This is a genomic window from Allobosea sp. 05T422_2 (assembly GCF_056396265.1).
In genome coordinates this window covers 1-22720 of record NZ_JBFTLD010000011.1, presented here as the reverse complement: position 1 = coordinate 22720, position 22720 = coordinate 1, and the positions used below count along the sequence as shown (strand labels likewise).

The 22720-nt window shown below is 64.6% G+C and carries 24 protein-coding genes, 1 pseudogene and 1 riboswitch; of the genes and pseudogenes, 10 read left to right on the top strand and 15 right to left on the bottom strand.

Features of this window, described 5'->3' with window-relative positions; all coding sequences use genetic code 11:
- Window positions 1-16: 16 nt before the first annotated feature.
- The 4 genes from AC1DJT_RS03750 to AC1DJT_RS03735 form a co-directional block, all read right to left on the bottom strand.
- Window positions 17-319, bottom strand: a complete 303-nt coding sequence (locus AC1DJT_RS03750) for a hypothetical protein (RefSeq protein WP_069879702.1) — start codon at window positions 317-319, stop codon at window positions 17-19.
- A 161-nt stretch (window positions 320-480) separates the two neighbouring features.
- Window positions 481-1242, bottom strand: a complete 762-nt coding sequence (locus AC1DJT_RS03745; protein ID WP_476833551.1) for a class I SAM-dependent methyltransferase — start codon at window positions 1240-1242, stop codon at window positions 481-483.
- 5 nt (window positions 1243-1247) lie between these two features.
- Window positions 1248-1604, bottom strand: coding sequence for a DMT family protein (locus tag AC1DJT_RS03740; RefSeq protein WP_476768546.1), 357 nt, complete (start codon window positions 1602-1604; stop codon window positions 1248-1250).
- Between the two features lie 70 nt (window positions 1605-1674).
- A complete protein-coding gene (locus AC1DJT_RS03735; RefSeq protein ID WP_476775161.1) occupies window positions 1675-1935 on the bottom strand; it encodes a SemiSWEET family sugar transporter in 261 nt (86 codons plus the stop codon).
- A gap of 137 nt (window positions 1936-2072) precedes the next feature.
- On the opposite strand from AC1DJT_RS03735, the gene AC1DJT_RS03730 reads away from it, so the two are divergent.
- Entirely contained in the window at window positions 2073-3251 is a 1179-nt protein-coding gene (locus AC1DJT_RS03730) for a lytic murein transglycosylase (RefSeq protein ID WP_476833550.1), read from the top strand.
- Window positions 3248-3649: a RidA family protein gene (locus AC1DJT_RS03725; RefSeq protein ID WP_476833549.1), complete on the top strand. Its 402-nt coding sequence runs from the start codon at window positions 3248-3250 to the stop codon at window positions 3647-3649. Before AC1DJT_RS03730 ends, AC1DJT_RS03725 begins: the two co-directional genes overlap by 4 nt.
- Window positions 3650-3664: 15 nt before the next feature.
- Here AC1DJT_RS03725 and AC1DJT_RS03720 read toward each other — a convergent pair whose 3' ends face one another.
- Window positions 3665-4273 (bottom strand): thiamine ABC transporter ATP-binding protein, encoded by a 609-nt coding sequence (locus AC1DJT_RS03720; RefSeq protein WP_476833548.1) that lies wholly within the window; start codon window positions 4271-4273, stop codon window positions 3665-3667.
- Window positions 4274-5730: 1457 nt separating this feature from the next.
- Window positions 5731-6750, bottom strand: coding sequence for a thiamine ABC transporter substrate binding subunit (gene thiB / locus AC1DJT_RS03715; protein ID WP_441489421.1), 1020 nt, complete (start codon window positions 6748-6750; stop codon window positions 5731-5733).
- A 66-nt stretch (window positions 6751-6816) separates the two neighbouring features.
- A riboswitch (TPP riboswitch) is annotated at window positions 6817-6928 on the bottom strand.
- Window positions 6929-7084: 156 nt separating this feature from the next.
- On the opposite strand from thiB, the gene AC1DJT_RS03710 reads away from it, so the two are divergent.
- From AC1DJT_RS03710 to AC1DJT_RS03690, 5 genes are all read left to right on the top strand, one after another.
- On the top strand, window positions 7085-8044 hold the full coding sequence (locus tag AC1DJT_RS03710; RefSeq protein WP_476833547.1) for an ABC transporter substrate-binding protein: 960 nt from the start codon (window positions 7085-7087) through the stop codon (window positions 8042-8044).
- On the top strand, window positions 7957-8472 hold the full coding sequence (locus AC1DJT_RS03705; RefSeq protein ID WP_476833546.1) for a hypothetical protein: 516 nt from the start codon (window positions 7957-7959) through the stop codon (window positions 8470-8472). Before AC1DJT_RS03710 ends, AC1DJT_RS03705 begins: the two co-directional genes overlap by 88 nt.
- A 282-nt stretch (window positions 8473-8754) precedes the next feature.
- Window positions 8755-9864: a 3-isopropylmalate dehydrogenase gene (gene leuB / locus AC1DJT_RS03700; RefSeq protein ID WP_441489419.1), complete on the top strand. Its 1110-nt coding sequence runs from the start codon at window positions 8755-8757 to the stop codon at window positions 9862-9864.
- Window positions 9865-10030: 166 nt separating this feature from the next.
- Window positions 10031-10987: a protein-methionine-sulfoxide reductase catalytic subunit MsrP gene (gene msrP / locus AC1DJT_RS03695; protein ID WP_441505261.1), complete on the top strand. Its 957-nt coding sequence runs from the start codon at window positions 10031-10033 to the stop codon at window positions 10985-10987.
- A gap of 26 nt (window positions 10988-11013) precedes the next feature.
- Complete coding sequence (locus AC1DJT_RS03690) at window positions 11014-11580, top strand: methylated-DNA--[protein]-cysteine S-methyltransferase (protein ID WP_441505262.1); 567 nt, start codon at window positions 11014-11016, stop codon at window positions 11578-11580.
- 9 nt (window positions 11581-11589) lie between these two features.
- On the opposite strand, the gene AC1DJT_RS03685 is transcribed toward AC1DJT_RS03690, so the two are convergent.
- On the bottom strand, window positions 11590-11934 hold the full coding sequence (locus tag AC1DJT_RS03685) for a winged helix-turn-helix transcriptional regulator (protein WP_441489650.1): 345 nt from the start codon (window positions 11932-11934) through the stop codon (window positions 11590-11592).
- 128 nt (window positions 11935-12062) lie between these two features.
- Here AC1DJT_RS03685 and AC1DJT_RS03680 point away from each other — a divergent pair, with 128 nt between their 5' ends.
- Entirely contained in the window at window positions 12063-12623 is a 561-nt protein-coding gene (locus tag AC1DJT_RS03680) for an NADPH-dependent FMN reductase (RefSeq protein WP_441489416.1), read from the top strand.
- A gap of 324 nt (window positions 12624-12947) precedes the next feature.
- Here the strand turns inward: AC1DJT_RS03680 and AC1DJT_RS03675 are convergent, their stop codons facing one another.
- The 3 genes from AC1DJT_RS03675 to AC1DJT_RS03665 all read right to left on the bottom strand — a co-directional run bounded on the left by AC1DJT_RS03675 (window position 12948) and on the right by AC1DJT_RS03665 (window position 16023).
- The gene (locus tag AC1DJT_RS03675; protein ID WP_043233503.1) at window positions 12948-13838 is read right to left on the bottom strand and encodes a LysR family transcriptional regulator; all 891 of its coding nucleotides are present in this window, start codon (window positions 13836-13838) and stop codon (window positions 12948-12950) included.
- 143 nt (window positions 13839-13981) lie between these two features.
- Entirely contained in the window at window positions 13982-14947 is a 966-nt protein-coding gene (trxB, locus tag AC1DJT_RS03670) for a thioredoxin-disulfide reductase (protein WP_476833545.1), read from the bottom strand.
- Window positions 14948-15039: 92 nt separating this feature from the next.
- Window positions 15040-16023: a mitochondrial fission ELM1 family protein gene (locus AC1DJT_RS03665; protein ID WP_476768554.1), complete on the bottom strand. Its 984-nt coding sequence runs from the start codon at window positions 16021-16023 to the stop codon at window positions 15040-15042.
- 86 nt (window positions 16024-16109) lie between these two features.
- On the opposite strand from AC1DJT_RS03665, the gene AC1DJT_RS03660 reads away from it, so the two are divergent.
- Window positions 16110-16574: an Lrp/AsnC family transcriptional regulator gene (locus AC1DJT_RS03660; protein ID WP_441489413.1), complete on the top strand. Its 465-nt coding sequence runs from the start codon at window positions 16110-16112 to the stop codon at window positions 16572-16574.
- Between the two features lie 119 nt (window positions 16575-16693).
- Window positions 16694-17155, top strand: coding sequence for a GNAT family N-acetyltransferase (locus AC1DJT_RS03655; protein ID WP_441505264.1), 462 nt, complete (start codon window positions 16694-16696; stop codon window positions 17153-17155).
- Here AC1DJT_RS03655 and AC1DJT_RS03650 read toward each other — a convergent pair.
- The 5 genes and pseudogenes from AC1DJT_RS03650 to AC1DJT_RS03630 all read right to left on the bottom strand — a co-directional run.
- A complete protein-coding gene (locus AC1DJT_RS03650; RefSeq protein WP_441489411.1) occupies window positions 17140-17601 on the bottom strand; it encodes a hypothetical protein in 462 nt (153 codons plus the stop codon). The genes AC1DJT_RS03655 and AC1DJT_RS03650 overlap by 16 nt on opposite strands.
- Window positions 17602-17727: 126 nt before the next feature.
- A complete protein-coding gene (locus AC1DJT_RS03645) occupies window positions 17728-18237 on the bottom strand; it encodes a hypothetical protein (protein WP_476833544.1) in 510 nt (169 codons plus the stop codon).
- A 76-nt stretch (window positions 18238-18313) separates the two neighbouring features.
- Window positions 18314-18787 carry a transcription elongation factor GreA gene (gene greA, locus AC1DJT_RS03640; RefSeq protein ID WP_113513985.1) on the bottom strand — a complete coding sequence of 158 codons (474 nt, stop codon included), beginning with the start codon at window positions 18785-18787 and terminating at the stop codon, window positions 18314-18316.
- A gap of 102 nt (window positions 18788-18889) precedes the next feature.
- Complete coding sequence (carB, locus tag AC1DJT_RS03635; protein ID WP_476833543.1) at window positions 18890-22222, bottom strand: carbamoyl-phosphate synthase large subunit; 3333 nt, start codon at window positions 22220-22222, stop codon at window positions 18890-18892.
- Window positions 22223-22369: 147 nt separating this feature from the next.
- Window positions 22370-22720 (bottom strand): annotated as a pseudogene (locus AC1DJT_RS03630) (hypothetical protein); the annotation flags it as partial.

The following is a 22720-nucleotide window of genomic DNA, read 5'->3' as shown; positions in this document are numbered from 1 at the left end:
CGCCGGAGCGGGCGCGTCAGGGACCGCAATCCCATTCGTTCTCGATGACGAAGGCATTGCGCGTCGAGAGCTGACCGCGCGTGTCATAGAGATCCCCGACATAATAGGACGTACCGGCGTCGTCGCGGGCGTTGCGCTTGACCTGCAGCGACCAGCCGTAACCGACATGTTTTCCGCCGCGCCAGGTTGGGTGGACGTCGCCTGTGCTGGCGGAGGCGAGGATCCTGGCGCGGTCGTCGCTCGGGCTGCAGGTCGGGCCGGCGAGCGCCGGCGTCGAGAGGCTCAAGATGGATAGGGCGACGAGGATCGCTTTCTTCACGGCAGTCTTCCTAGGTGGTCGGGAGTGATACGGTCATCCCGGCCGCAGCGAAGCTGAAGGCCGGAAACCATTCTTGAGCCCGGCACCGACCCCGACGTGCCGGACGGCAGCGCTATAGCGGCGTGTCCGGAATGACATACGGCAGGCAGTGCGCCGGCAGCTCAGGTGATGTCCGCCAGCCGGGTGTCGAGCGACAGCACCAGGCACCAATGCGGTTCGAAGTCGGCGCCCAGTGGCCAGATCTGCTCCTTGAAGATATCGAGCATCCGAGCCTGATAGCGCTCGAACCAGTGCTGCTCGCAGAGCACGAATTTGGTGGCGCCGACAATCGTCTCACGGTCGATGATGCAGAGCGGCACAATCTGAKGGTGTGCATCGAGATAGGCCTGCACCGCGACCATCAACGTCGGGTAGCCGGGATGAAGCATGTCATCGAGAACGATCAGCCCGCCATCGGCCAGGCAGGCGGTGGCGAGTGCGAGATCTCTGGCGAGCGCCAGGCGGGAATGCTCGCCGTCGATGTGGATGAGACGCAGCTTCGCGTCGCCGGTGTGCTTCAGCAGGTCGGCTGGAGCCATCGCTCCCGCATCGCCCTTGATCGTGACGCGCCGTTCGGGGGCGATGCCGTGCTTCAGGCAATTCGCCTCGAAGCGTTGCTCAACCTCCGGATTCGGCCACTCGAAGATATCGATGCCGAGAGCGACCTCGCCCGGCTCGAGCGCATGGGCGAGAGCGATGAAGAAGCGTCCCTCGAAGGCGCCGATCTCGGCAACCGGCCCATGCAGCCCTTCCTCGGTTTGCAGGCGCAGCAGCCGCGCGCAGATCGCCGCGGCAAAGCGCGACGACATGCCGACGACGCCGTCATAGCCATTGGCGAGATAGGCGGRGACCGCGGGATGTCCGGGCGAAGGGAGATTGGCCATCCTGCTTACGCCTTGCCCTGGAAGATGAAGAAGGCACCGGCCGCAATCAGCGCGAAACCGATCGCATGGTTCCAGCCGAGCGGCTCCTTGAGCCAGAGCATGGAAAAGCCGGCGAAGACGGTGAGGGTGATGACCTCCTGCATCGTCTTCCGCTCGGCGGCGGAATAGACCGCATTGCCGATGCGGTTGGCAGGGACGGCGAGCATGTATTCCGGCAGTGCAATCATCCAGCTGGCGAGGATGGCGAGCCAGATCGCGGTGCTCTTGTAGCTGAGATGGCCATACCAGGAGAAGGTCTTGAAGACATTCGAACCGATCAGCATGGCGATCGGCAGGAGATGGGCGGGGGAGAGGGCTGGCATGGGGATTGGCGGTCCGAGGCTGTGTCTACAGAAAGCCTAACCAGCATGAGGGGTTCCCGATAGAGCCGGTTCAGCCGTAGCGCAGCTTCATGGTCAGGATGGTGAGGACCAGCACCAATGTCACGGCATTGGCGCCGATCAGCGGCCAGGACATCAGCAGGAGCCCGTAGACCAGCCAGAGAATAATCCCGAGCGCGAAGAATATCTGCGTCCAGAGCGAAATCGCGCGTGTGTCTCGGGTCCGGATCGTGTGCCAGGCCTGGGGCAGCCAGCACAGGGTCGTCAGCGCGGCTGCGGTGAAGCCGAGGAGCTCGGTTGTGGCGACAGGCATGGGCGGCATCGCCTCGAATCAGGTCAGGCCCCTGCCATAGCCGTCCTTTGCGACTTTTGCGCGCAGTTCGCGCATGGTTAATCTCCTTTAACCATTCGGCCCTAGTTTTGCGTCATTCCTTGGGTTTCGGTGGGTTCATGCGCGCATTCAAACTGGCTTTTCCGCTCATCCTCTTCGCGTCCGGCGCCCAGGCGGACTTCCAGTCCTGCCTTGCCGGCCTGCGTTCGGAGGCTGCAGCGAAGGGCGTGTCCGGCGCCACCTTCGACCGGGCGATGGCGGGCGTCACGCCCGACATGAAGGTGATCGAGGCGATGAACAACCAGCCGGAGTTCAAGACTCCGATCTGGGATTATCTCGGCACGCTGGTCGATGAGGAGAAGGTGGCGGAGGGGCGCAACATGCTGCGCCAGCATGCCTCGACCCTCGCCGCGGCCGAGCAGCGTTTTGGCGTCGACCGCCATACCATCGTCGCGGTCTGGGGCGTCGAGAGCGATTTCGGCAAGGCGCGCGGAAAGATGCCCCTCGTCCAGGCGCTCTCGACCGGCGCCTGTCTCGCACCGCGTCGCAACGCGTTCTTCAAGGGTGAGCTGATCGCGACGCTGAAGATCATCCAGCGCGGCGATGTCCGGGCCGACCGCCTGATGGGTTCCTGGGCCGGTGCCTTCGGCCACACCCAGTTMATCCCCTCGACCTATATGCGTCTAGCCGTCGATGGCGATGGCGATGGACGGCGCGATCTCGTCGACTCGATTCCCGACGCACTGCATTCGACCGCCAACTTCATGGCCAAGGCCGGCTGGGTGACTGGCGCGACCTGGGGTTACGAGGTCCGCGTCCCCAACGGCTATTCCGGTCCGACCGGGCGCAATCCGAAGCAGCCGGTCTCATCCTGGGCTGCACGCGGGATCGTCAAATATGACGGCTCGGGACTGTCCGGCTCGGGCAATGCCGGATTGCTGATGCCGGCCGGCCGCAATGGTCCGGCTTTCCTGGTCTTCAAGAACTATGACGCGGCCTACAGCTATAACGGTGCGGATTCCTACGCACTTGCCATCTCGCTGCTCTCGGACCGCATCCGCGGCCGGCCGGGAATCCAGGCCGACTGGCCGACCGACGATCCGCCGCTCTCGCGCGAGCAGCGTCGCGAATTGCAGCGCCTGCTGAGCGCGCGGGGTTACAATGTCGGCGAGCCGGACGGTGCCGTCGGTTCGCTGACCAGGGCGGCCATCAAGGAAATCGAATCGCAGATCGGCATGCCGCAGACCGGCCGGCCGGGCGCCAAGGTGTTGCGCGCGCTCAAGGGTGGACGGGGATGACGATGCTGGATCCGAAGCGCCGGCTGATATCCACCGGTTCGCCGTTCGAGCTCGCCTTCGGCTATTCGCGCGCGGTGGTCGATGGCGACCTCGTCTTCGTCTCGGGCACGACGGGCTATGACTATGTCACCATGACGATGCCTGAGGATCCGGCGGAACAGGCGCGCAACATCTTCCGGACGCTGGACGCGGTCCTGACCGAAGCGGGCTCTGCACTCGCCAACGTCGTGCGCGCGCAGTATTTCGTCACGGATCGCAGCTATTGCGAACCGGTTCTCACCGTCTGCGGCGAAATCTTCGGGYAGATCCGGCCAGCGGCCGGCATATATGTCRTATCCGGGCTACTGAAGCCCGAGATGAAGATCGAGATCGAAATTACGGCCCGGCTGCGCGGTTAGTCGGGACGGCACGCTTCAGATGCCCAGGAAGCGCCTGACAGGCTCTGGTCCGTCCGACGCCGTCAGGCCCGTCCACGGGCCGGATGCTTCGACGCGGCCATTCCTAACGAAGGCAAAGAGGTCGGCATGGCCGGCCGCCTCTTCCGGCGTGTGCAGCGTCATCAGCACGGTGAGGCCGTGTTCGCGGCGCAGCGCATCGACGCGCTCGATCATCTCGCGGCGTAGCCCGGGGTCGAGTGCGCCGAACGGTTCGTCGAGCAACATCAGCGGTTTGCCGCGCAGGAGGGCGCGGGCGAGGGCGACGCGCTGACGCTGACCGCCCGAGAGTTCCGCCGGTCGGCGGGCTGCGAAGCCGGCAAGATCGACCGCGGTCAGCGCAGCTGCCACGCGCTCGCGCTCGGACGCGTCGAGCCGCAGGGACGGTTTCAGTCCAAGCGCGACGTTTTCAGCTGCCGTGAGGTGCGGGAAGAGATTGTGATCCTGGAACAGGATCGAGACCGGTCGTCTGGCTGGTGCGAGCGGCAGCAGATCTGCGCCGGCAAAGCGGAGGGTTCCGGCCGCAGGCTGTTCGAAGCCGGCGATGGCATGGAGCAGCGTGGTCTTGCCGCCGCCTGACCGCTTCATCCATGCGATAGGCGCCGAGGCGGTTCGCCAGCAGATAGGGCAAGGTGGTGAGCTCGCCGCCACCGAACAGAGCAATGACGCCGAAATCACCGAGCGAGAGCGCCGTGGCAAAGGCGAAGGCGGCCGCCAGCGGTGCGCGCAGGGCTGGCCATTCGACGAGACGCAGCCGGGTCCAGCCGGCAATGCCGAGGCTCTCTGCCAGTCTTCCATGGCGCTCGGCGCTGGTCGCGAGTGGCGGTGCCAGCAGCCGATAGGCATAGGGCAGTGCCATCAGGGCGTTGACGAGCGGCACAAGCAGCAGACCGAGCATTGCGGGATCGGCGAGGTTGCGGGTCAGGACGTACAGTCCTGCCACGAAGGCGAAGGGCGGCAGGCCAAGCATGGTGAAGGCGGCAAGGTCGGGAAGTCCCGGGCGCGGCCGGCGTCCGCGCGCGGCGCTGGCGAGCAGTACGGCAAACAGGCAGGCGAGGAGGCCAGCGCCAAGCGCGATCGCCGCGCTCGTCGCGGCAGCCGATGCGAATTCGGCGGTCGCGAGCATCGGTACGGCTGCGAGGCCGCTTGCGATGCTGAGGAGAGGCGGTGCGATCCACGCCGTCGCCAGAATGAGAACAAGGCAGTCCAGCCGCCGCAGGCAAGGGGCGAGGATATCGGGGCGCATTGCATGGCGCTCGGCACTTGCCTCGTCGCGGGCCGCCGGCACGAGTGCGGCGAGCGCAGTTGCAAGTCCGAGGCAGAGCACAAGCTGGAGTCCGGCGAGAGCGGCAGCGCGGGCGAAATCGGCCTCGAAACGGACCGCTTCGTAGATCGCGACTTCCAGCGTCGCATTGGCAGGGCCGCCACCGAGCGAGAGCACGACGGCAAAGCTCGTGAAGCAGAGCAGAAAGACGAAGGTGGCAAGCGCCGGGGCCTCTCTTCGGATCACGGGCCAGTCGAGATGCCGGAAACAATAGGCGGCGGAGAAGCCGAGCGCCGAGGCCAAGCGCCTCCGCTCTCCAGGTTCGCGGCCGAAGGCCTGAAGCAGCGTGCGCGTCACCAGCGGCGTATTCATCAGCACATGCGCGATCAGGATACCATGGAGCCCGTAGATCGCCGGTGGTTCGGCGCCGACGGCGCGCGCCAGGTCGCCGAGCAGCCCGGAACGGCCATAGATCGCGATGACGCCGAAGACGATCACGATCGTCGGCGCGACGGCTGCGGCGGTCAGCACGGCGAGCAGGAGGTTGCGGCCTGGAAAGCGGCGGCGCAGCAAGGCAAGCGCCAGTGCCGTGCCCAGCAGGAGCGAGAGCAGCATCGACAGGCCCGCCTGGACGGTCGCTCCTGCGACGAGGCGAGCGAGATAGGGGCCGAGCGGCGACAGGGCCGCGACGTCGCCGCCGGCTCGCGCCAGCCCGGCGAGCGAGGCGCCGGCGAGCGCAAGGATGGCAAGCGCGGTGAGCGTGGCCGGGCGGAACAAGGCCTCAGCGGCTCGTTGCGGCGAGCCAGGCGTCGATGAAGGTTCGGCGCTGCGTGCGCACCTCGTCCGGCGTGAACAGCAAGGTCCGTTCCGGCTTGATGACATCGGCGAATGAAGCCGGCAGTCCACCTGTCGCTTGTTTCGCCGGCATCATCCAGTTGCCTTCCGGGATCAGCGATTGGAAGGCGTCCGAAAGCGTGAAGGTGAGGAAGCGTTTGGCGAGTTCCGGCTGCCGCGTCGTGCGCGTCATGCCGGCGAGTTCGACATGCAGATAGTGGCCTTCGCTGAAGGGGGCGGCCTTGTACTGCGTCTTCTTCTCGGCGCCGATGTGATAGGCCGGCGATGTCGCGTAGGAGAGCACCATGTCGGCCTCGCCCTTGAGGAAGAGTCCGTAGGCCTCCGACCAGCCCTTGGTGAAGGTGACGATGCGCGGCTTGAGCCTGGTCCAGGCGGCGTCGGCGCCATCGCCGTAGACGGATCGCATCCAGAGCAGGAAGCCAAGCCCGGGCGCGCTGGTGCGCGGGTCCTGCAGTACGAGCTTTGGCCCATTCGGATCGTCGACAAGCTGCTTCAGGCTGGTGGGCGGCGCGGCAAGTTTGGTTGAATCATAGACGAAGGCGAGATGCCCCCAATCGAAAGGCAGGAAGGTATCGTCAGTCCAGGCGATGGGCAAAGTGAGCGCGGCACGATCCTGGCCATGGGGCTGGAACAGTCCCGTCGCCTTGGCTTCTGCAGCAAGGTTCATGTCGAGGCCGAGCACGGCATCGGCCTTGGTCGCTTCACCCTCCAGCTTCAGGCGCGCGACGAGGGAGCCGGCATCATCGCTTGCGACCCAGTTCAGCGTGCAACTGCATTGCGCCTCGAAGGCCGCCTTCACTTTCGCGCCGGGACCGTATTTCCCGGTGAAGGAGGAATAAGTGTAGACCGTCAGTGCCGGTTTCTCCTGGGCCATGGACGGCGTCGCGAGCAGGAGCGCCGAGAGCGCGGCGGCGATCCGGGTCAACCGGTTGTTCAGAAAGCTCATGGCGTCACCCCGCATGCATTCGACGGCAGGCCATGACGGTCGAGAGGGAAGGCGGTCTCCGGTTGCGAGACGCCAATGCTCAATCCCTCCGCCGGCACGATCCGGATCAGGTTCGACGGGTTGAAAGCCCTGCGCTTCCCTCTCAGCCCGAAATCGCCGGGCACCCCGTTGAGACGGTCAAGGGAATAGCGAGCGGGCCGGGGCGAGTCCAGTTGATGCCGCCGGGCCATCGCAAGGGGCATTGCGTCTGGCCGCATGATCATGCTGGTATATCTCTTGCTTAACAGAAAGCAGGCGCGCCAGGCGCGAAAGCTCAAGAGCAAGGGGATGCCGCATGCGACTCAATCGCCGTCAGATTCTGGCCGGAAGTTCCGCTTTAACCGCTTCCAGCCTCGTTGGATTTCCGTCGCGCGCGCAGTCGCGCGCCAATACGCTGCGCTTCATTCCGTCGACGCCGTTGCCCTCGCTCGATCCGATCGTCGCCACGAGCTATGTCATCCGCAATCACGGCTATCTGATATATGATACCCTGTTTGCGACGGACGCGCAGTTCCGCATCCAGCCGCAAATGGTCGAGAGCTGGGAGACTGCGCCGGACGGGCTGCGCTGGACCTTCCATCTGCGCGACGGACTGATGTTCCATGACGAGCAGCCGGTCAGGGCGCAGGACTGCATCGCCTCGATCAAGCGCTGGTCGGCGCGCGATGCCTTCGGGCAGACTTTCGCGACATTCGTCGAGGGTTACGATGTCGTCGACCAGCGCACCTTCGCCATCCGCCTGAAGAAGCCCTTCCCGATGCTGCCGGACGCGCTCGGCAAGCTCTCCTCGAACGTGCCCTTCATCATGCCCGAGCGCGTGGCCATGATGGAGCCAACCAAGAACATCACGGAGGCGATCGGTTCCGGACCCTGGCGCTTCATGGACAAGCAATGGGTGCCGGGCCAGAACGCGATCTATGAGCGCTTCGCCAAGTACAGGCCACGAGAGGAGGCTCCGTCCTGGGCCGCTGGCGGCAAGGTCGCCAAGATCGACCGTATCGAATGGTTGCCGCTGACCGAGGTTTCAGCCGCAGTCGGCGCGCTGATGCAGGGCGAGGTCGACTGGTACGAACAGCCGCCGGTCGATCTCCTGCCCCTGCTCAAGAGCAATCCCGAGATCGCGATCGAGAACGTGCCGCTCGGGCTGATCCTGCTGATGCGTTTCAAATGCTGCAGGAGGCCGGCTACAAGAACGAGAAGGTGCTGCTGCTGGCACCCGCCGACCAGCCGATCGCCTATAACCAGTGCCTGGTGACACAGGAACTGCTGAAGAAGCTCGGCATGACTGTCGATCTGGTCGCGACCGATTGGGCCAGCTTCATCGGCAGGCGCTCCAACCGCGGATTGCCGGACCAGGGCGGCTGGTCGGTGTTCCACACGCTCTGGTCGGGCGCCGACGTGCTCAATCCCGCGCTGCATCCGCTGTTGCGCAGCAATGGCCCTGCCGCCTGGTTCGGCTGGCCGGAGGATGCCACGCTGGAAGGTCTGCGCGATCAGTGGATTGCAACGCCTGATGTGGCCAAGCAGAAGGAGCTGGCCGCCTCGATCGAGAAGCGCGCCTTCGAGACGGTGCCCTATGCGCCGGCGGGGCTGGTGCAGCAGCCAATGGCCTATCGCAAGAGCCTGACCGGCATGGTGCTCTCGCCCGTCCAGTTCTTCTGGAACATGGAGAAGAAGGCCTGAGGACGGAGCACCCGTTGCCGTCGGGATACTGGCTGATGCCAAAGGCACTGCGCTAGCGGCTCCGATCCGGAAACCATCGTCGCGCTCTGCGACGGCTTCCAGCTCTCCGCTTCACTCCGGCCGGAGTGAAGCGGTTCGATGCTGGTGCCGATCGTACAGCTTCTGCTTGCCGCGCAGGCGCGCTGCCCCGCGGCTGCGCTTGCGTCACTCCCGTTCCCCGCCTAATCAGCCCGGCAAGGCCGCTCTGGCCCCAGCAATATCCGACAAACGCGTGAGGCGACCATGGCGACCCACAAGCTCCTCCTCCTGCCGGGCGACGGCATCGGCCCCGAAGTGACCGGCCAGGTCGAGAAGATCGTCGGCTGGTTCGAGAGGCAGGGCCTCGCCTCCTTCGCCATCGAGCGCGGACTTGTCGGCGGCGCTGCCTATGACGCGCACAAGGCGGCGATCTCGGAAGGCGACATGAAGCTCGCCCAGGATGCCGATGCGGTGTTGTTCGGCGCTGTGGGCGGCCCGAAATGGGCGGATGTGCCCTATCAGCATCGCCCCGAAGCCGGCCTGCTGCGCTTGCGCAAGGATCTTGGCCTGTTTGCGAATCTGCGGCCTGCGATCTGCTATCCGGCGCTGGCTTCCGCCTCCTCGCTCAAGCCCGAGGTGGTCGAGGGGCTCGACATCCTGATCGTGCGTGAGCTCACCGGCGGCGTCTATTTCGGCGAGCCCAAGGAGATCGTCACGCTGGAGGACGGTTCCAAGCGCGGCGTCGATACCCAGCTCTACACCACGCCCGAAATCGAACGCATCGCGCGCGTCGCCTTCGAGCTGGCACGCACCCGCCGCAACAAGGTCTCCTCGGCCGAGAAGCACAACGTCATGAAGACCGGCGTGCTCTGGAAGCAGACGGTCACGGCCCTGCACGCCAAGGACTACCGGGATGTCGAACTCGAGCATGTGCTCGCCGACAATTGCGCCATGCAGCTCGTGCGCTGGCCGAAGCAGTACGACGTCATCGTCTGCGACAACCTGTTCGGCGATATTCTCTCCGACGTCGCGGCGATGCTGACCGGCTCGCTCGGCATGCTGCCCTCCGCTTCGCTTGGTGCTGAAGATCCGGCCACCGGCAAGCGCAAGGCGCTTTACGAGCCCGTCCACGGCTCGGCTCCCGACATTGCCGGCAAGGGCCTGGCGAATCCGATCGCGATGATCGGCTCCTTTGCGATGGCGCTGCGCTACTCCTTCGGCGCCATCGAGGCGGCCGACCGGCTCGAAGGCGCGATCGCCGATGTGCTTGGCGCCGGCACCCGCACCAAGGACATCGCCGCGCCGGGCGCCAATGCCGTCTCGACCGCCGAGATGGGCGATGCGATCGTCAAGGCGCTGGAAGCGCGCGGCTGACGCGTCCACTCCAAACACTCCGACGTCATCCCGGTCCTGCGCTTCGCTTGGGCCGGGATGCATGGAGCCATGCGGTGAGGGGCCCGATGCCTCTCCCCCTCGTGAATTGCACTTGAAGCTCATCTGTGGACTAAGCTTCGCTCTCTGAAACGGAGCATGTCCGTCGATGCTGATMAAACGCCGCCCTGGCTGGGAATTGCCCGAAAGCCAGGCCACTCCCGAACATATCGCCATGAACCGCCGGGCCTTTCTCGGCGGGAGCGCGGGGCTGATCGCCGGGAGTACATTGCCCCAGATCGCAGCCGCGCAAGGCGCGGATCCGACGCTCGATCTCTATCCTGCCAAGCGCAATGCGAGCTACACGCTCGACCGGCCGGTGACCGACGAGGAGCTGGCGGCGAACTACAATAATTTCTACGAATTCGGCATGTCCAAGGATGTCGTCAGTGCGGCGAAGAAGCTGCCGACGCGGCCCTGGAACATCGCGATCGACGGCATGGTCGAGAAGCCATTCGAGATCGGGTTCGACGATCTCGTCCGCAAGATGCCGCTTGAGGAGCGGCTCTATCGCTTCCGCTGCGTCGAGAGCTGGGCAATGGCCGTGCCCTGGACCGGCTTTCCGCTGAAGGCCCTGGTGGCGCTGGCGAAACCGCTCTCGAGTGCCAAATACGTCAAGTTCGAAACCTTCCTTAACCCGCGCGTCGCCTCCGGGCAGACGCAACGCTGGTATCCCTGGCCCTATACCGAGGGGCTGACCATGGCGGAGGCGAATAACGACCTGACGCTGATGGTGACGGGGATCTACGGCAAGCCACTGCCGAATCAGCATGGTGCGCCGGTTCGCCTGATCACGCCGTGGAAGTACGGCTTCAAATCGGTGAAGTCGATTGCGCGGATCAGCTTCGTCGCCGAGCGGCCCAAGACCTTCTGGGAGGCTCTGCAATCGTCGGAATACGGCTTCTGGGCCAATGTGAACCCGGAGGTGCCGCATCCACGCTGGAGCCAGGCCAGCGAGCAGGTTCTCGGTTCGCGCGAGCGTCGACCGACACTGCTCTTCAACGGCTATGGCGAGCAGGTCGCAGCGATGTACAAAGGGCTTGAAGGCGAGCGGCTCTACGTCTGAGGCCGCCGCTTCCGTCGGGAGGCGTGATGAGCCAGGGTTTCTGCCTGTTCGATACGGCAATCGGCGCCTGCGCGCTGGTCTGGAATGCCGAACGCCTGATCGGTGCGCAACTGCCGGAGCAGGATGAGGCGCGAGCCCGCCAGCGGTTGGCTCGGCGCTATCCGGAGGCTGTCGAAAGCGCTGCTCCGCCGTTCGTGCAGGATGCGATTGGCGCGATCATGGCATTGCTGCGGGGAGAGAAGCGGGACCTTGCTCACCTGCCTATCGAGATGGACGGTCTCTCGGCCTTCAACCGAAAGGTCTATGCCGTTGCCCTGAGCATCCCGCCAGGCGAAACTTTGACCTATGGCGAAGTCGCGGCGCGGATCGGAGAGCCGGGCGCAGCGCGCGCTGTTGGCGTCGCGTTGGGAGAGAATCCCTTTCCCATCATCGTGCCCTGTCACCGCGTCCTGGCGGCCAACGGCAAGACCGGCGGCTTCTCAGCCGATGGCGGGGTGGAGACCAAGCTGCGCATGCTGACGATCGAGAAGGCGCGCACCAGCGATGTGCCGAGCCTGTTCGATTCGCTGCCGCTGGAAGCGCGGCGGCGCTGAGTTTTTCTCTCAGGCGAGTTTGAGAAGCTTGCGCTTCGGCTCCTGCGCTTCGTCGAAGCGGCTCCGCGCGGCCGTGATGTCGCGCCGGTTCGCGACGACCCAATCGCTGAGCGCCTTGACGGGATAGCGCAGTGAGTGCCCGAGTTCGGTCAACTCATAATCGACGCGTGGCGGAATCGTCTGGAACTGTGTGCGCGTGACGAGGCCGTCGCGCTCCAGATTGCGCAGCGTCAGCGTCAGCATGCGCTGCGAGATGCTGCCGAGCGCGCGCTTGATCTCGGTGAAGCGCTTCGGCCCTCCGCCGAGCAGGTCTACGACCAGCATCGTCCACTTGTCGCCGACGCGGGACAGCATCTCGCCAACGGCGCGGCACTCGTGAGGCACATGCAGGTTCTCTGGTGACAAAATTGTGCCTCCTTGCGTGGCTTTGACATAGGCATTTATTGAGCCTTGGTCTCTTTTTGTAACCAAGGAAATCTCCCATGGCAAAGTTGAAGCTCGCCGTCATCATTGGCAGYGCACGCAAGGATTCCATCAACGGCAAGCTCGCCGTCGCGCTGTCGCGACTCGGCTCCGGCGCCTTCGAGGCGAGCGTCATCACGATCGACGATCTGCCACTCTACAATCAGGATCTCGAGGCGAACTGGCCGGCAAGCGCGACGCGCCTCAAGAACGAGATCGCGGCTGCCGACGCCGTTCTCGTCGTTACACCTGAGCATAACCGTTCGATTCCCGCGCTGCTGAAGAATGCGATCGACTGGGCGGCGCGGCCCTATGGCAAGAGTTCCTGGCGGGGCAAGGTTGTCGCCATCGCCGGCACAAGCCCGGGAGCGATCGGTGCCGCGATAGCGCAGCAGCATCTGCGGGTGATTCTTGGCAATCTTGGTGCGCTGGTTATGGGCGGCGAGGCCTATATCGGCCTGAAGCCCAATCTGGTCGACGAGGCCGGCGATGTCCCCGATGAATCGACCCGCGCCTTCCTGCAGGCCTTCATCGACCAACTCGCCGAACTTGCGGGCCTGCTCGCGCGCCGGGCTGCATAACCACGCATGAAAAAAAGGCCAGCGTCCCGAGGGAGCTGGCCTTTGAAGTTTGAAACATCCGGCGTTACCGCCAAACATCTCAGAGGGGAACGGCTGGAACGAACTCAACGCCGGGAGGAGAATGCGGAGCCCGTTCCGAACAACCGTGATTGCTATATCGGGCAGCACGTGCCGTTTTGCAATGCAGCATAGCTTGGGGCCGCTATGCGGAAACTGCATGACCTATCATCATGTGCGACAAATTTTAGCCTAAATGGCTGAAAGCATGCGTCCGCCGCAGCGCGGGATACCCGCGCTGCGCGCATAGCCGGGGCATCCGGCCGTTTAGTAGGTCCAGCGCTGGGCCTTCTGGATCAGGAAGTCGCGGAATGCCTGCACCCTGGCCACCGACTTCATCTCTTCCGGGTAGACCAGATAGCTTTCGAGTTGCGGCATCTCAGTCTCGCGCATGAGCTGGACGAGGGGTGAGCCGGTCTCGATCAGATAGTCCGGCAGCACCGCGATGCCCGCGCCGCTGTCGACTGCCCGCTTCATCGCCGTGATGTTGTTMACGGTGAGATGGATCGGGCGTGGGTTGCGCTGTTCGCGGCCCAGGGTTCCGAGCCAGTGCACGGCGGTCAGATAGGACGGCGAGGTGCTGCCGAAGGACAGGAGCCGGTGATTGTCGAGATCCTCGTAGCTCTTCGGCTCACCGAAGCGCTTGATATAGGCCGGTGAGCCATAGACGTGGAAATGCACGGTGAAGAGCTTGCGCTGAATCAGGTCCGGCTGCTGCGGCTGGCGCAGGCGAATCGCGATATCGGCCTCGCGCATCGAGAGGTCGAGTTCCTCATCGGTGAGGATGAGGTCAACCTTGATGTCCGGGTAGAGATCGAGGAACTCCGCCAGCCTTGGGGTTAGCCAATGGCCGCCGAGACCGCGTGTCGCGGTGACCTTCAGCTCGCCCGATGGATGCTCGCGCGTCTCCGAAAGCTGGGCGCGCGTCCGCTCCAGGCGCTGCGTCATCTCGCGTGCCGCGCGCCAGAGCAATTCGCCCTGCTCGGTGAGAATGAGCCCGCGCGTATGGCGGTGAAACAGCGGTGCACGCAGCTCACGCTCAAGCGCGCCAATCTGCCGACTAACGGCGGATTGACTCAAACCAAGTACGTCGCCAGCCTTGGTAAAGCTGCCGGATTCTGCGACGGTATAAAAAATCCTGATGCGGTCCCAATCCACCGCGGTTCCCCCGTTATGCGTTTCGTGCATGTTGGGGGGTAAAACGCAGGAACGTCAACGATTGCTTTGCCGACGGGGCCTCTTTTCACACTGAATCTCGTGAGACAACCCATCAACAATCGTGATGGGTTGTCTTTTTCGGCCTATTCGGCCGCTTCACGCTGTTCCGTGACGTTGGCGGCAAGCCATCTTTCGGCATCGAGCGCGGCCATGCAGCCCAGGCCGGCAGCCGTCACAGCCTGGCGGTAATGCTCATCGGTGACGTCACCTGCGGCAAAAACGCCGGGGATGTTGGTTTGCGTCGTGCCGGGCGTCACGTCGAGATACCCCGATTCACGCATGGCGAGCTGCCCGGTGAAGAGTTCGGTGGAGGGCTTGTGGCCGATGGCGATGAAGACACCGTCGGTCTTCAGGTCGCTCTCAGCGCCCGTCTTAAGGTTGCGGAGCTGCAGATGTGTGACTGACGGCGGCTGCGTGCCGCCGCAGATCTCGGCGATCTCGCTGTCCCAGACGACCTCGACCTTGGGATGCTTGAACAGGCGATCCTGCAACACCTTCTCGGCCCGCAGCGAATCGCGCCGGTGCACCAGCGTGACCTTCGCAGCAAGGTTGGCGAGATAGAGCGCTTCCTCGACCGCGGTATTGCCGCCGCCGACGACGACCACTTCCTTGCCGCGGAAGAAAAAGCCGTCGCAGGTGGCGCAGGCCGAGACGCCAAAGCCCTGGAAGGTCTGCTCCGAGGGGATACCCAGCCACTTCGCCTGGGCGCCGGTGGCCACGATCAKGGCATCGCAGCTATAGGTGGCGCCGCCATCACCCCAGAGCCGGAACGGGCGCTGTGACAGATCGACCTTCGAGATATGGTCGGAAACCATCTTGGTGCCCATGTGCTCGGCCTGGGCGCGCATCTGCTCCATCAGCCACGGCCCCTGAACCACGTCGGCAAAACCCGGATAGTTCTCGACATCGGTGGTGATCATCAGCTGGCCGCCAGGCTGGAAGCCCGAGATCATCACCGGTTCAAGCAGCGCGCGGGCCGCATAGATCGCGGCGGTATAGCCGGCGGGGCCCGAGCCGATGATCATTACGCGGGCATGGGTATGAGCCATGGTTTCGGTCCTTTTCGCGCAGCGTGGCGCTGCGTCCTCGTTCCGTCAGATACGGTCTCGTGCGGCGGACGCAAGCCCAGGCCCGCTCACGCTCAGGCGAGGCCGAGTTCGGCGCGGTGCCGCAACCAGCCCTGTCGCACCGCTTCCGCGATGACGCCGGTGGAGTCTATGGGGTCATAGCGGGTGCCATCAAGCCGTCCCTCGAAATGATGCACAACGCCTTGCCGCTTCAGCGCCTCGAGGAAGCGAGCGAATTTGCTGTGGCCGCCATGCGGCTCGAAGACGAGGAGGGGGGCGCCGGTGGCTGCAGCCTCGCCGACGATATTGGTCGAGTCGGCGGTGACGACCACGGTATCGGCATTGGCGAGCAGCGGCACATAGGGATTGGCGCCCGTGCCATCCCACCACCAGCCGCCATGGCGCGCGAAGACCTCGGCAATGGCCTTGTCGAGCGCATCCGGCGTACGTCGCGAGCGCGAGCCCATTAGCGCCACGCCCGAGCCCGCGAGCGCATTGAGTGCGTTCGCGAAACGGACGATGTCATGGGGCTGGAAGCTATGATGCCGGCTGTCGCCGCCGACCATGACCGCAGCGCGCGGTCGGGGCAGGGCGGCGATGGCCGGCGGCGGGCTCTGCCTGGCCTGAGCGAGCTGGCCGGGGGAGAGCCGGTGCGGCGATGTCACGGTGACGAGCACGTTTGGGCCACGCAGGCGATCATGCTCGGAGACCCAGATCAGGTCGGCTGCGCCCGTTCCGATTCTCGGATCCTTGAGAAAGACGGTGAAGGTCCTGCCCTTCGAGGCCTTCTTGATAGCACGCAAATAGGCGGCGGCGCGGCGGCCAGAAGCGACGACGATGTCGGGGAAGGGCGGGCGGATCGGGCTTTGAGGTCTGTGGGAGGCCTCGCGCGGATCGATCGGCCCGCGCGGCATCAGCCAGCTCCAGGGGCGACCGGGGGCGATGTGCCGGATCTCTGGGGTGATGCCGAGCCGTTCGGCGACGCCAAGGCACTGTATCTCGTCGCCAGCCTTGCCGTCGGTGAGGACCCAGATCGTCGGGATCGGTTCAACTGGCAAGAGCAGGCTCCGCGGCAGTGGTTGGGATGCCTTGTATCGCGTGGGAGCTGCGTCTACACCAGCGCGACTTTGCTCTGGGGATCTGTGTGCGTTCCAAACTCGACGAAATCGATCTGCGTATCCTGCGCGAATTACAGGCCGACGGGCGCATGACCAATGTCGAGTTGGCGAGCCGGGTCGGCATCTCGCCGCCGCCCTGCCTCCGGCGTGTCCGGGCTCTCGAGGAAGCGGGGCTGATCACCGGCTATCGGGCGCAACTCGATGAGCGCAAGCTCGGGATCGAGGTCGTCTGCTTTGCCTTCGTGCATCTCGCCAGCCAGGCCGAGGCCGATCTCGCGATATTCCAGGAGCGCATCCGCAAGTGGGGTGCCGTGCGCGAATGCTGGACGCTCTCGGGCGACATCGATTTCATCCTGAAATGCGTGGCGCCTGACCTGAAGGCGTTTCAGGACTTCGTCGGAGAGCTGACTGCGCTGCCGAATGTCCGCAATGTGCGCACGGCCCTGGCGCTTGACCGCGTCAAGGACGAGCCGATCGTACCGTTCGGCTAGAGCATGCTGCGAAAAAGTGGCAACGGCTTTTCGCATCAAGCATGCTCTAATCTATGAGAATCGATCACGCTGCGCTTGGACGATTTCGTCCAAGCGCAGCGTGATCTAGCGGGGGGCGGATGCAGATCGCGATCCGCAAGGCGGGCATCGAGCATCTGCCGTCCATCCTGGCGCTCTATGCGCAATTGAATCGCGATGACCCGCGCCCGAATGCCGAAATGGCCGCCGAGACCTGGCACCGGATCCTGGGCAGCGACCTGATCACGGTTCACATCGCCGAATTGGGCGGAGCCGCCATCGCAAGTTGCGTGATCGTGGTCGTGCCGAATCTCACCCGGAACCTCAGCCCCTTTGCGCTGATCGAGAATGTCGTCGCGGACGCGCGGTTTCGGGGCCAGGGGCTTGGAAAGCGGGTCATCGGCGCCGCTGTCGAGCAGGCCTGTTCGGCAGGATGCTACAAGGTCATGCTGCAGACGGGGCGAAAGGACGAAGCGGTGCTCGGTTTCTACGAGGCCTGCGGGTTCTCGCGCAGCAAGACCGCCTTCGAGATCAGGCGGCCCGCGGCTCATTCGCCGACATAGCGTCTGATCCAGGCGGCGTTGGTCCGGACCAGGGCCGCGAGCCGGCGCTTGTCGAAGCCGGGCTCGAACCAGGCGCCTCCGGATGAGGCTGATGAAGACGAAACGATCGGGTAGCTTGCGATAACCCGTCCATCGGCAGCGATCAGCCGGGCTTCGGATTCCATTCCGTCCACAGTGCCGCCGGTTTCCTCCGCGTCGCCGCCCGAATAGCTCGGCATGTTGATGCGAAGCACCGAGACGACAAGCGTCGAGCCCGCGCGGCCGCTGCCGGCAAGTTCGCGTTCCAGCTCTGCCTTCACAAGGGCGGCGTTGGGACCCCAGCCCTGTTGAACAAGGTGGGAAACATCGACGCGCACGCCGCCTGCGGCCGCCTGGACCGAGACAGCGAACAAGGCAGAGGCAGTGCCGCCGAGTGCGGCGGCCAATACGGCGCGACGATTCAGCATGGCTCTCTCCTGTCGGACAGGGACATCGTACTGCATTCCGCAGGGGCGCAACTGAAGCAATGAACTACGCCGCCACCGAGTGCGGCGCCATACGCGGCAACGACAATCCCGGCCGTGTGAACGAGATCAGCCGGCCACGTAACGTTTGATCCAAGCGACGTTGTTCTGGATCAGGCTGACGATGCGGCGCTGATCGATATCCTGCAGATACCAGGGACCCGAATAGCTGGCGGAAATCGTCGAGAGCACCGGATAGGACGCAAGCACGCGATTGCCTGCGCCGACCAGGACCGCCTCACTGTCGAGATTGTCGTTGTTCTGGCCGCCGCCACCGCCCCAACGGCCGCCGCCATTGCCAGCGTAACTCGTCAGGTAAATGCCGCGGACCTTGACGACGAGAACCGGCCCTCCGCGCTGGATGGCGCCGGCAAAGGCGGTCCGAAGTTCCCGTTCCATGCCGGCTTTGATCGTGCCGGCATTGGCCCCCCAGCCTTGCTCGACGAGGCGGGAGACATCGACATGGATGCCGCCGATCGGACCTTGCGCCTGGGCAAGCGCCGATGCGGCTCCAAGCGGCGACGACGCGAGCGCCGTGKCCGCCAATGATGACATGAGAAACGCGCGACGGGTGGTCATGACTGTATCTCCCGATGCCAATGCATCACCGACGAGATAATCGTCCGGGGGCATCAATTCTATGCCCCCGGAGGCCTCAGCGGAAGCTGACGCTCACGACTTCGTAGGACTTGCCGCCGCCGGGGGTGTTGACCTGCACGGAATCGCCGACCTTCTTGCCGATCAGGGCGCGCGCGATCGGCGAGCCGATCGAGACCTTGCCGGAGCGGACGTCGGATTCCGGCTCGCCGACGATCTGATAGATCTTGGCTTCCTCGGTGTCGTCGTCGATCAGATGGACGGTCGCGCCGAATTTGATCGTGTCGCCGCCGAGCTTGGTGACATCGATGATGTCCGCCCGCCCAATCAGCGATTCCAGCTCCAGGATCCGACCCTCATTGAGGGACTGTGCCTCCTTGGCCGCATGATACTCGGCATTCTCGGAGAGATCGCCAAGTGCGCGCGCTTCCGAGATCGCAGCGATGATGCGTTGACGTTCGACCTGCTGGCGTTGCTTCAGCTCGACCTCGAGGGCGGCAAATCCGCCCACCGTCATAGGAACCTTATCCATCTTCTCGTCCCAATTCCGAAAGCCAGAACCCGCCGGCCGCGTCCCCCGCGGCCTGCGTTCAGCTTCCGATCGTTTTCAGAACTGCTTCGGCCGCGCGGCCGTTCAGGCGGCGCGGACGAAGTAGGATTGCAGCGATCGTACTTCGAGATCGCCGCTGCAATAGGCCTTGATGCCCTCGGCAGCCGCGATCGCTCCGGCCAAGGTGGTATAATAGGGCACCTTGTGCAAGAGGGCGGTGCGGCGCAACGAGCGTGAATCCGCGAGTGCCTGTGGGCCGTCCGTCGTGTTGAAGACGAGCTGGATCTCGCCGTTCTTGATTGCGTCGACGACGTGCGGCCGGCCTTCCAGAACCTTGTTGATCTTGGCGGCTGGAATGCCTTCCTCCTGCAACAGGCGCAGCGTTCCACCGGTGGCAAGGATGCGGAAGCCGAGATCGGACAGGATGCGCATGGAGGGCACGATGCGCGGCTTGTCCGCGTCGCGCACCGAGACGAACACAGTCCCCTTGATCGGTACCTTGGAGCCTGCACCGAGCTGGCTCTTGGCGAAGGCGATGTCGAAGGAGCGGTCGAGGCCGATGACCTCGCCGGTCGAGCGCATCTCCGGACCGAGCAGCACGTCGACGCCGGGGAAGCGCGCGAAGGGGAAGACCGCTTCCTTGACGCCGACATGGGTCAGAGCAGCGGGCTTCAGCCCGAAGCTCGCGAGGCTCTCGCCGGCCATGATGCGCGCTGCGATCTTGGCGATCGGTTCGCCGATGACCTTGGCGACGAAGGGCACCGTGCGCGAGGCGCGCGGGTTGACCTCGAGGACATAGATGACGCCGTCCTTGATGGCGTATTGCACGTTCATCAGCCCACCGACATCGAGCGCCAGCGCCATGGCCTTGGTCTGGCGCTCGAGCTCAGCGATGGTCGCCAGCGAGAGTGAACGGGGCGGCAGCGAGCAGGCCGAATCGCCCGAGTGGATACCGGCCTCCTCGATATGCTCCATGATGCCGGCGATGAAGGCGTCCTTGCCGTCGCTGAGGCAGTCGACATCGACCTCGATCGCGTCCGAGAGGTAGCGGTCGAACAGCAGTGGGTTCTTGCCGAGCACCGTGTTGATCTGGCCGGTCTTGTCGTTCGGGTATTTCGCCTTCACCTCGGACGGGATCAGGCTCGGAAGCGTGCCGAGCAGATAGTCCTCGAACTGCGGCTCGTCGCGGATGATCGCCATGGCACGACCGCCGAGCACATAGGACGGACGCACGACGAAGGGCAGGCCGAGCTCGGCCGCGATCATGCGCGCCTGTTCGACTGAATAGGCGATGCCGTTCTTGGGCTGCTTCAGATGCAGCTTGTCGAGCAGGCGCTTGAAGCGGTCGCGGTCCTCGGCGAGGTCGATCATGTCGGGCGAGGTGCCCAGGATCGGGATGCCGGCCTCTTCGAGCGCATTCGCCAGTTTCAACGGGGTCTGGCCGCCGAACTGGACGATGACGCCATGCAGCGTGCCGCTGCGCTTCTCGGTCTCGAGGATCTCGAGCACGTCCTCGGCGGTCAACGGTTCGAAATAGAGTCGGTCGGAGGTGTCGTAGTCGGTCGAAACCGTCTCCGGGTTGCAGTTGACCATGATGGTCTCATAGCCGGCATCGCGCAGCGCGTAGCAGGCGTGGCAGCAGCAATAGTCGAACTCGATGCCCTGGCCGATGCGGTTCGGGCCGCCGCCGAGGATGACCACCTTCTTGCGGTCGGACGGGTTGGCCTCGTCAGCCGGCATGCCGGCGAAGGGCATGGCATAGGTCGAGTACATATAGGCGGTCGGTGAGGCGAACTCAGCGGCGCAGGTGTCGATCCGCTTGAAGACCGGCCGCACTTCGAGCGCATGTCGGCGCTGGGTCACCTCGGCCTCGGTCAGGTTCGCGAGCGCAGCGAGGCGCTTGTCCGAGAAGCCCATCGCCTTGATCTGGCGGAAGGCGCCGGGCGTCGTCGGCAGGCMGTACTTGCGCACCTTGTCCTCGGTCTCGACCAGCCCACGCATCTGCTCGAGGAACCAAGGATCGATCTTGCAGCTTTCGTGGATCTGCTCGTCGGTGAAGCCGAAGCGCATCGCTTGGGCCACCTGCAGCAGACGGTCTGGCGTCGGCGAGGAGAGGGCGGCCTTGATCGCGTTCTTGTCGTCGCCCTGGCMCAGACCTTCGATTTCGATCTCATCGAGGCCGTCGAGTCCGGTCTCCAGCGAGCGCAGCGCCTTCTGCAGCGATTCCTGGAAGGTGCGGCCGATCGCCATCGCTTCGCCGACCGACTTCATTGCGGTCGTCAGGGTCGGCTCGGCGCCGGGGAATTTCTCGAAGGCGAAACGCGGGATCTTGGTGACGACATAGTCGATCGTCGGCTCGAACGAGGCCGGCGTCGCGCCGCCGGTAATGTCGTTCTCGATTTCGTCGAGCGTGTAACCGACGGCAAGGCGCGCGGCGACCTTGGCGATCGGGAAGCCGGTCGCCTTGGAGGCCAGCGCCGAGGAGCGCGAGACGCGCGGGTTCATCTCGATGACGATCATCCGGCCGGTGGCAGGATCGACCGCGAACTGCACGTTCGAGCCACCGGTCTCGACGCCGATCTCGCGCAGCACCGCCAGCGAGGCGTCGCGCATGATCTGATATTCCTTGTCGGTCAGCGTGAGCGCCGGGGCGATGGTGATCGAATCACCGGTATGGACGCCCATCGGATCGATGTTCTCGATCGAGCAGACGATGATGCAGTTGTCCGCCTTGTCGCGGACGACCTCCATCTCGTACTCCTTCCAGCCGAGCACGCTCTCTTCGATCAGCACTTCGCTGGTCGGCGAAGCGTCCATGCCGCGCTCGCAGATCTCGATGAATTCGCCCTTGTTGTAGGCGATGCCGCCGCCTGTTCCACCCATGGTGAAGGAGGGGCGGATGATTGCCGGCAGACCGATGTCGTCAAGCGCCTCGAGGGCTTGGCCGAGCGTCCTGACATGGTGCGAGCGCGGCGTATCGAGACCGATCTTGGTCATCGCCTCGCGGAACAGCTCGCGGTCCTCGGCCTTGTCGATGGCTTCGGCGGTGGCGCCGATCATCTCGATATCGAATTTCTCGAGTACGCCCATCTTCTTGAGCGAAAGCGCGCAGTTCAGTGCCGTCTGGCCGCCCATGGTCGGCAGCAGCGCAAAACCGCCGGGCAGGACGTTGCGCTCCTTCTCGATGATCTTGGCGACGATCTCGGGCGTGATCGGCTCGACATAGGTGGCATCCGCGAGGTCCGGATCCGTCATGATCGTGGCCGGATTCGAATTGACCAGGACGATGCGGTAGCCCTCGGCCTTCAGTGTCTTGCAGGCCTGGGTTCCGGAATAGTCGAACTCGCAGGCCTGGCCGATGATGATCGGGCCGGCGCCGATGATGAGGATCGTCTTGATGTCTGTGCGCTTGGGCATGGGTCCGGCCAGTGCTTGTGCGGGCGCGCGCCGGAAGGATCCCCGTCCGCGAGGAAAGGGGAGTCAGCGAGCGCCTGAATGAATGCTAGGCGCTCGCTATAGAGGGAGGTTGCCGCGGAAGGAAGGGAAAAGCGCGCTTACCTCTCTTCAACGCACAGACGTCGCCACAGGGACCCTGCCGATTTCCAGTTCGCGACGCGCGGTCCGGCGTCGCCGGATGGAGATCCAAAGCAGGGTAAGTGCACCGATCTCGCACATCGCGCCGACGAAACCGAGTTGCCATGAGGCGCCGTGGCGCAGGGTCTGCTGGCCCAATGCCGAGCCGGCGGCGATGCCGATATAGAGCGCGGATGCATTGAGCGAGAGCGCGACGACGGTCGCGTCGGGCGCCATCGCGGCGAGCCTCGACATCTGCGAGGGGTGCCCGGCCCAGCCGGCCATGCTCCAGACGAAGAGGATCGCCGGAGCGACGAAGACGGCCGCCGCGGGGGGCAGCGT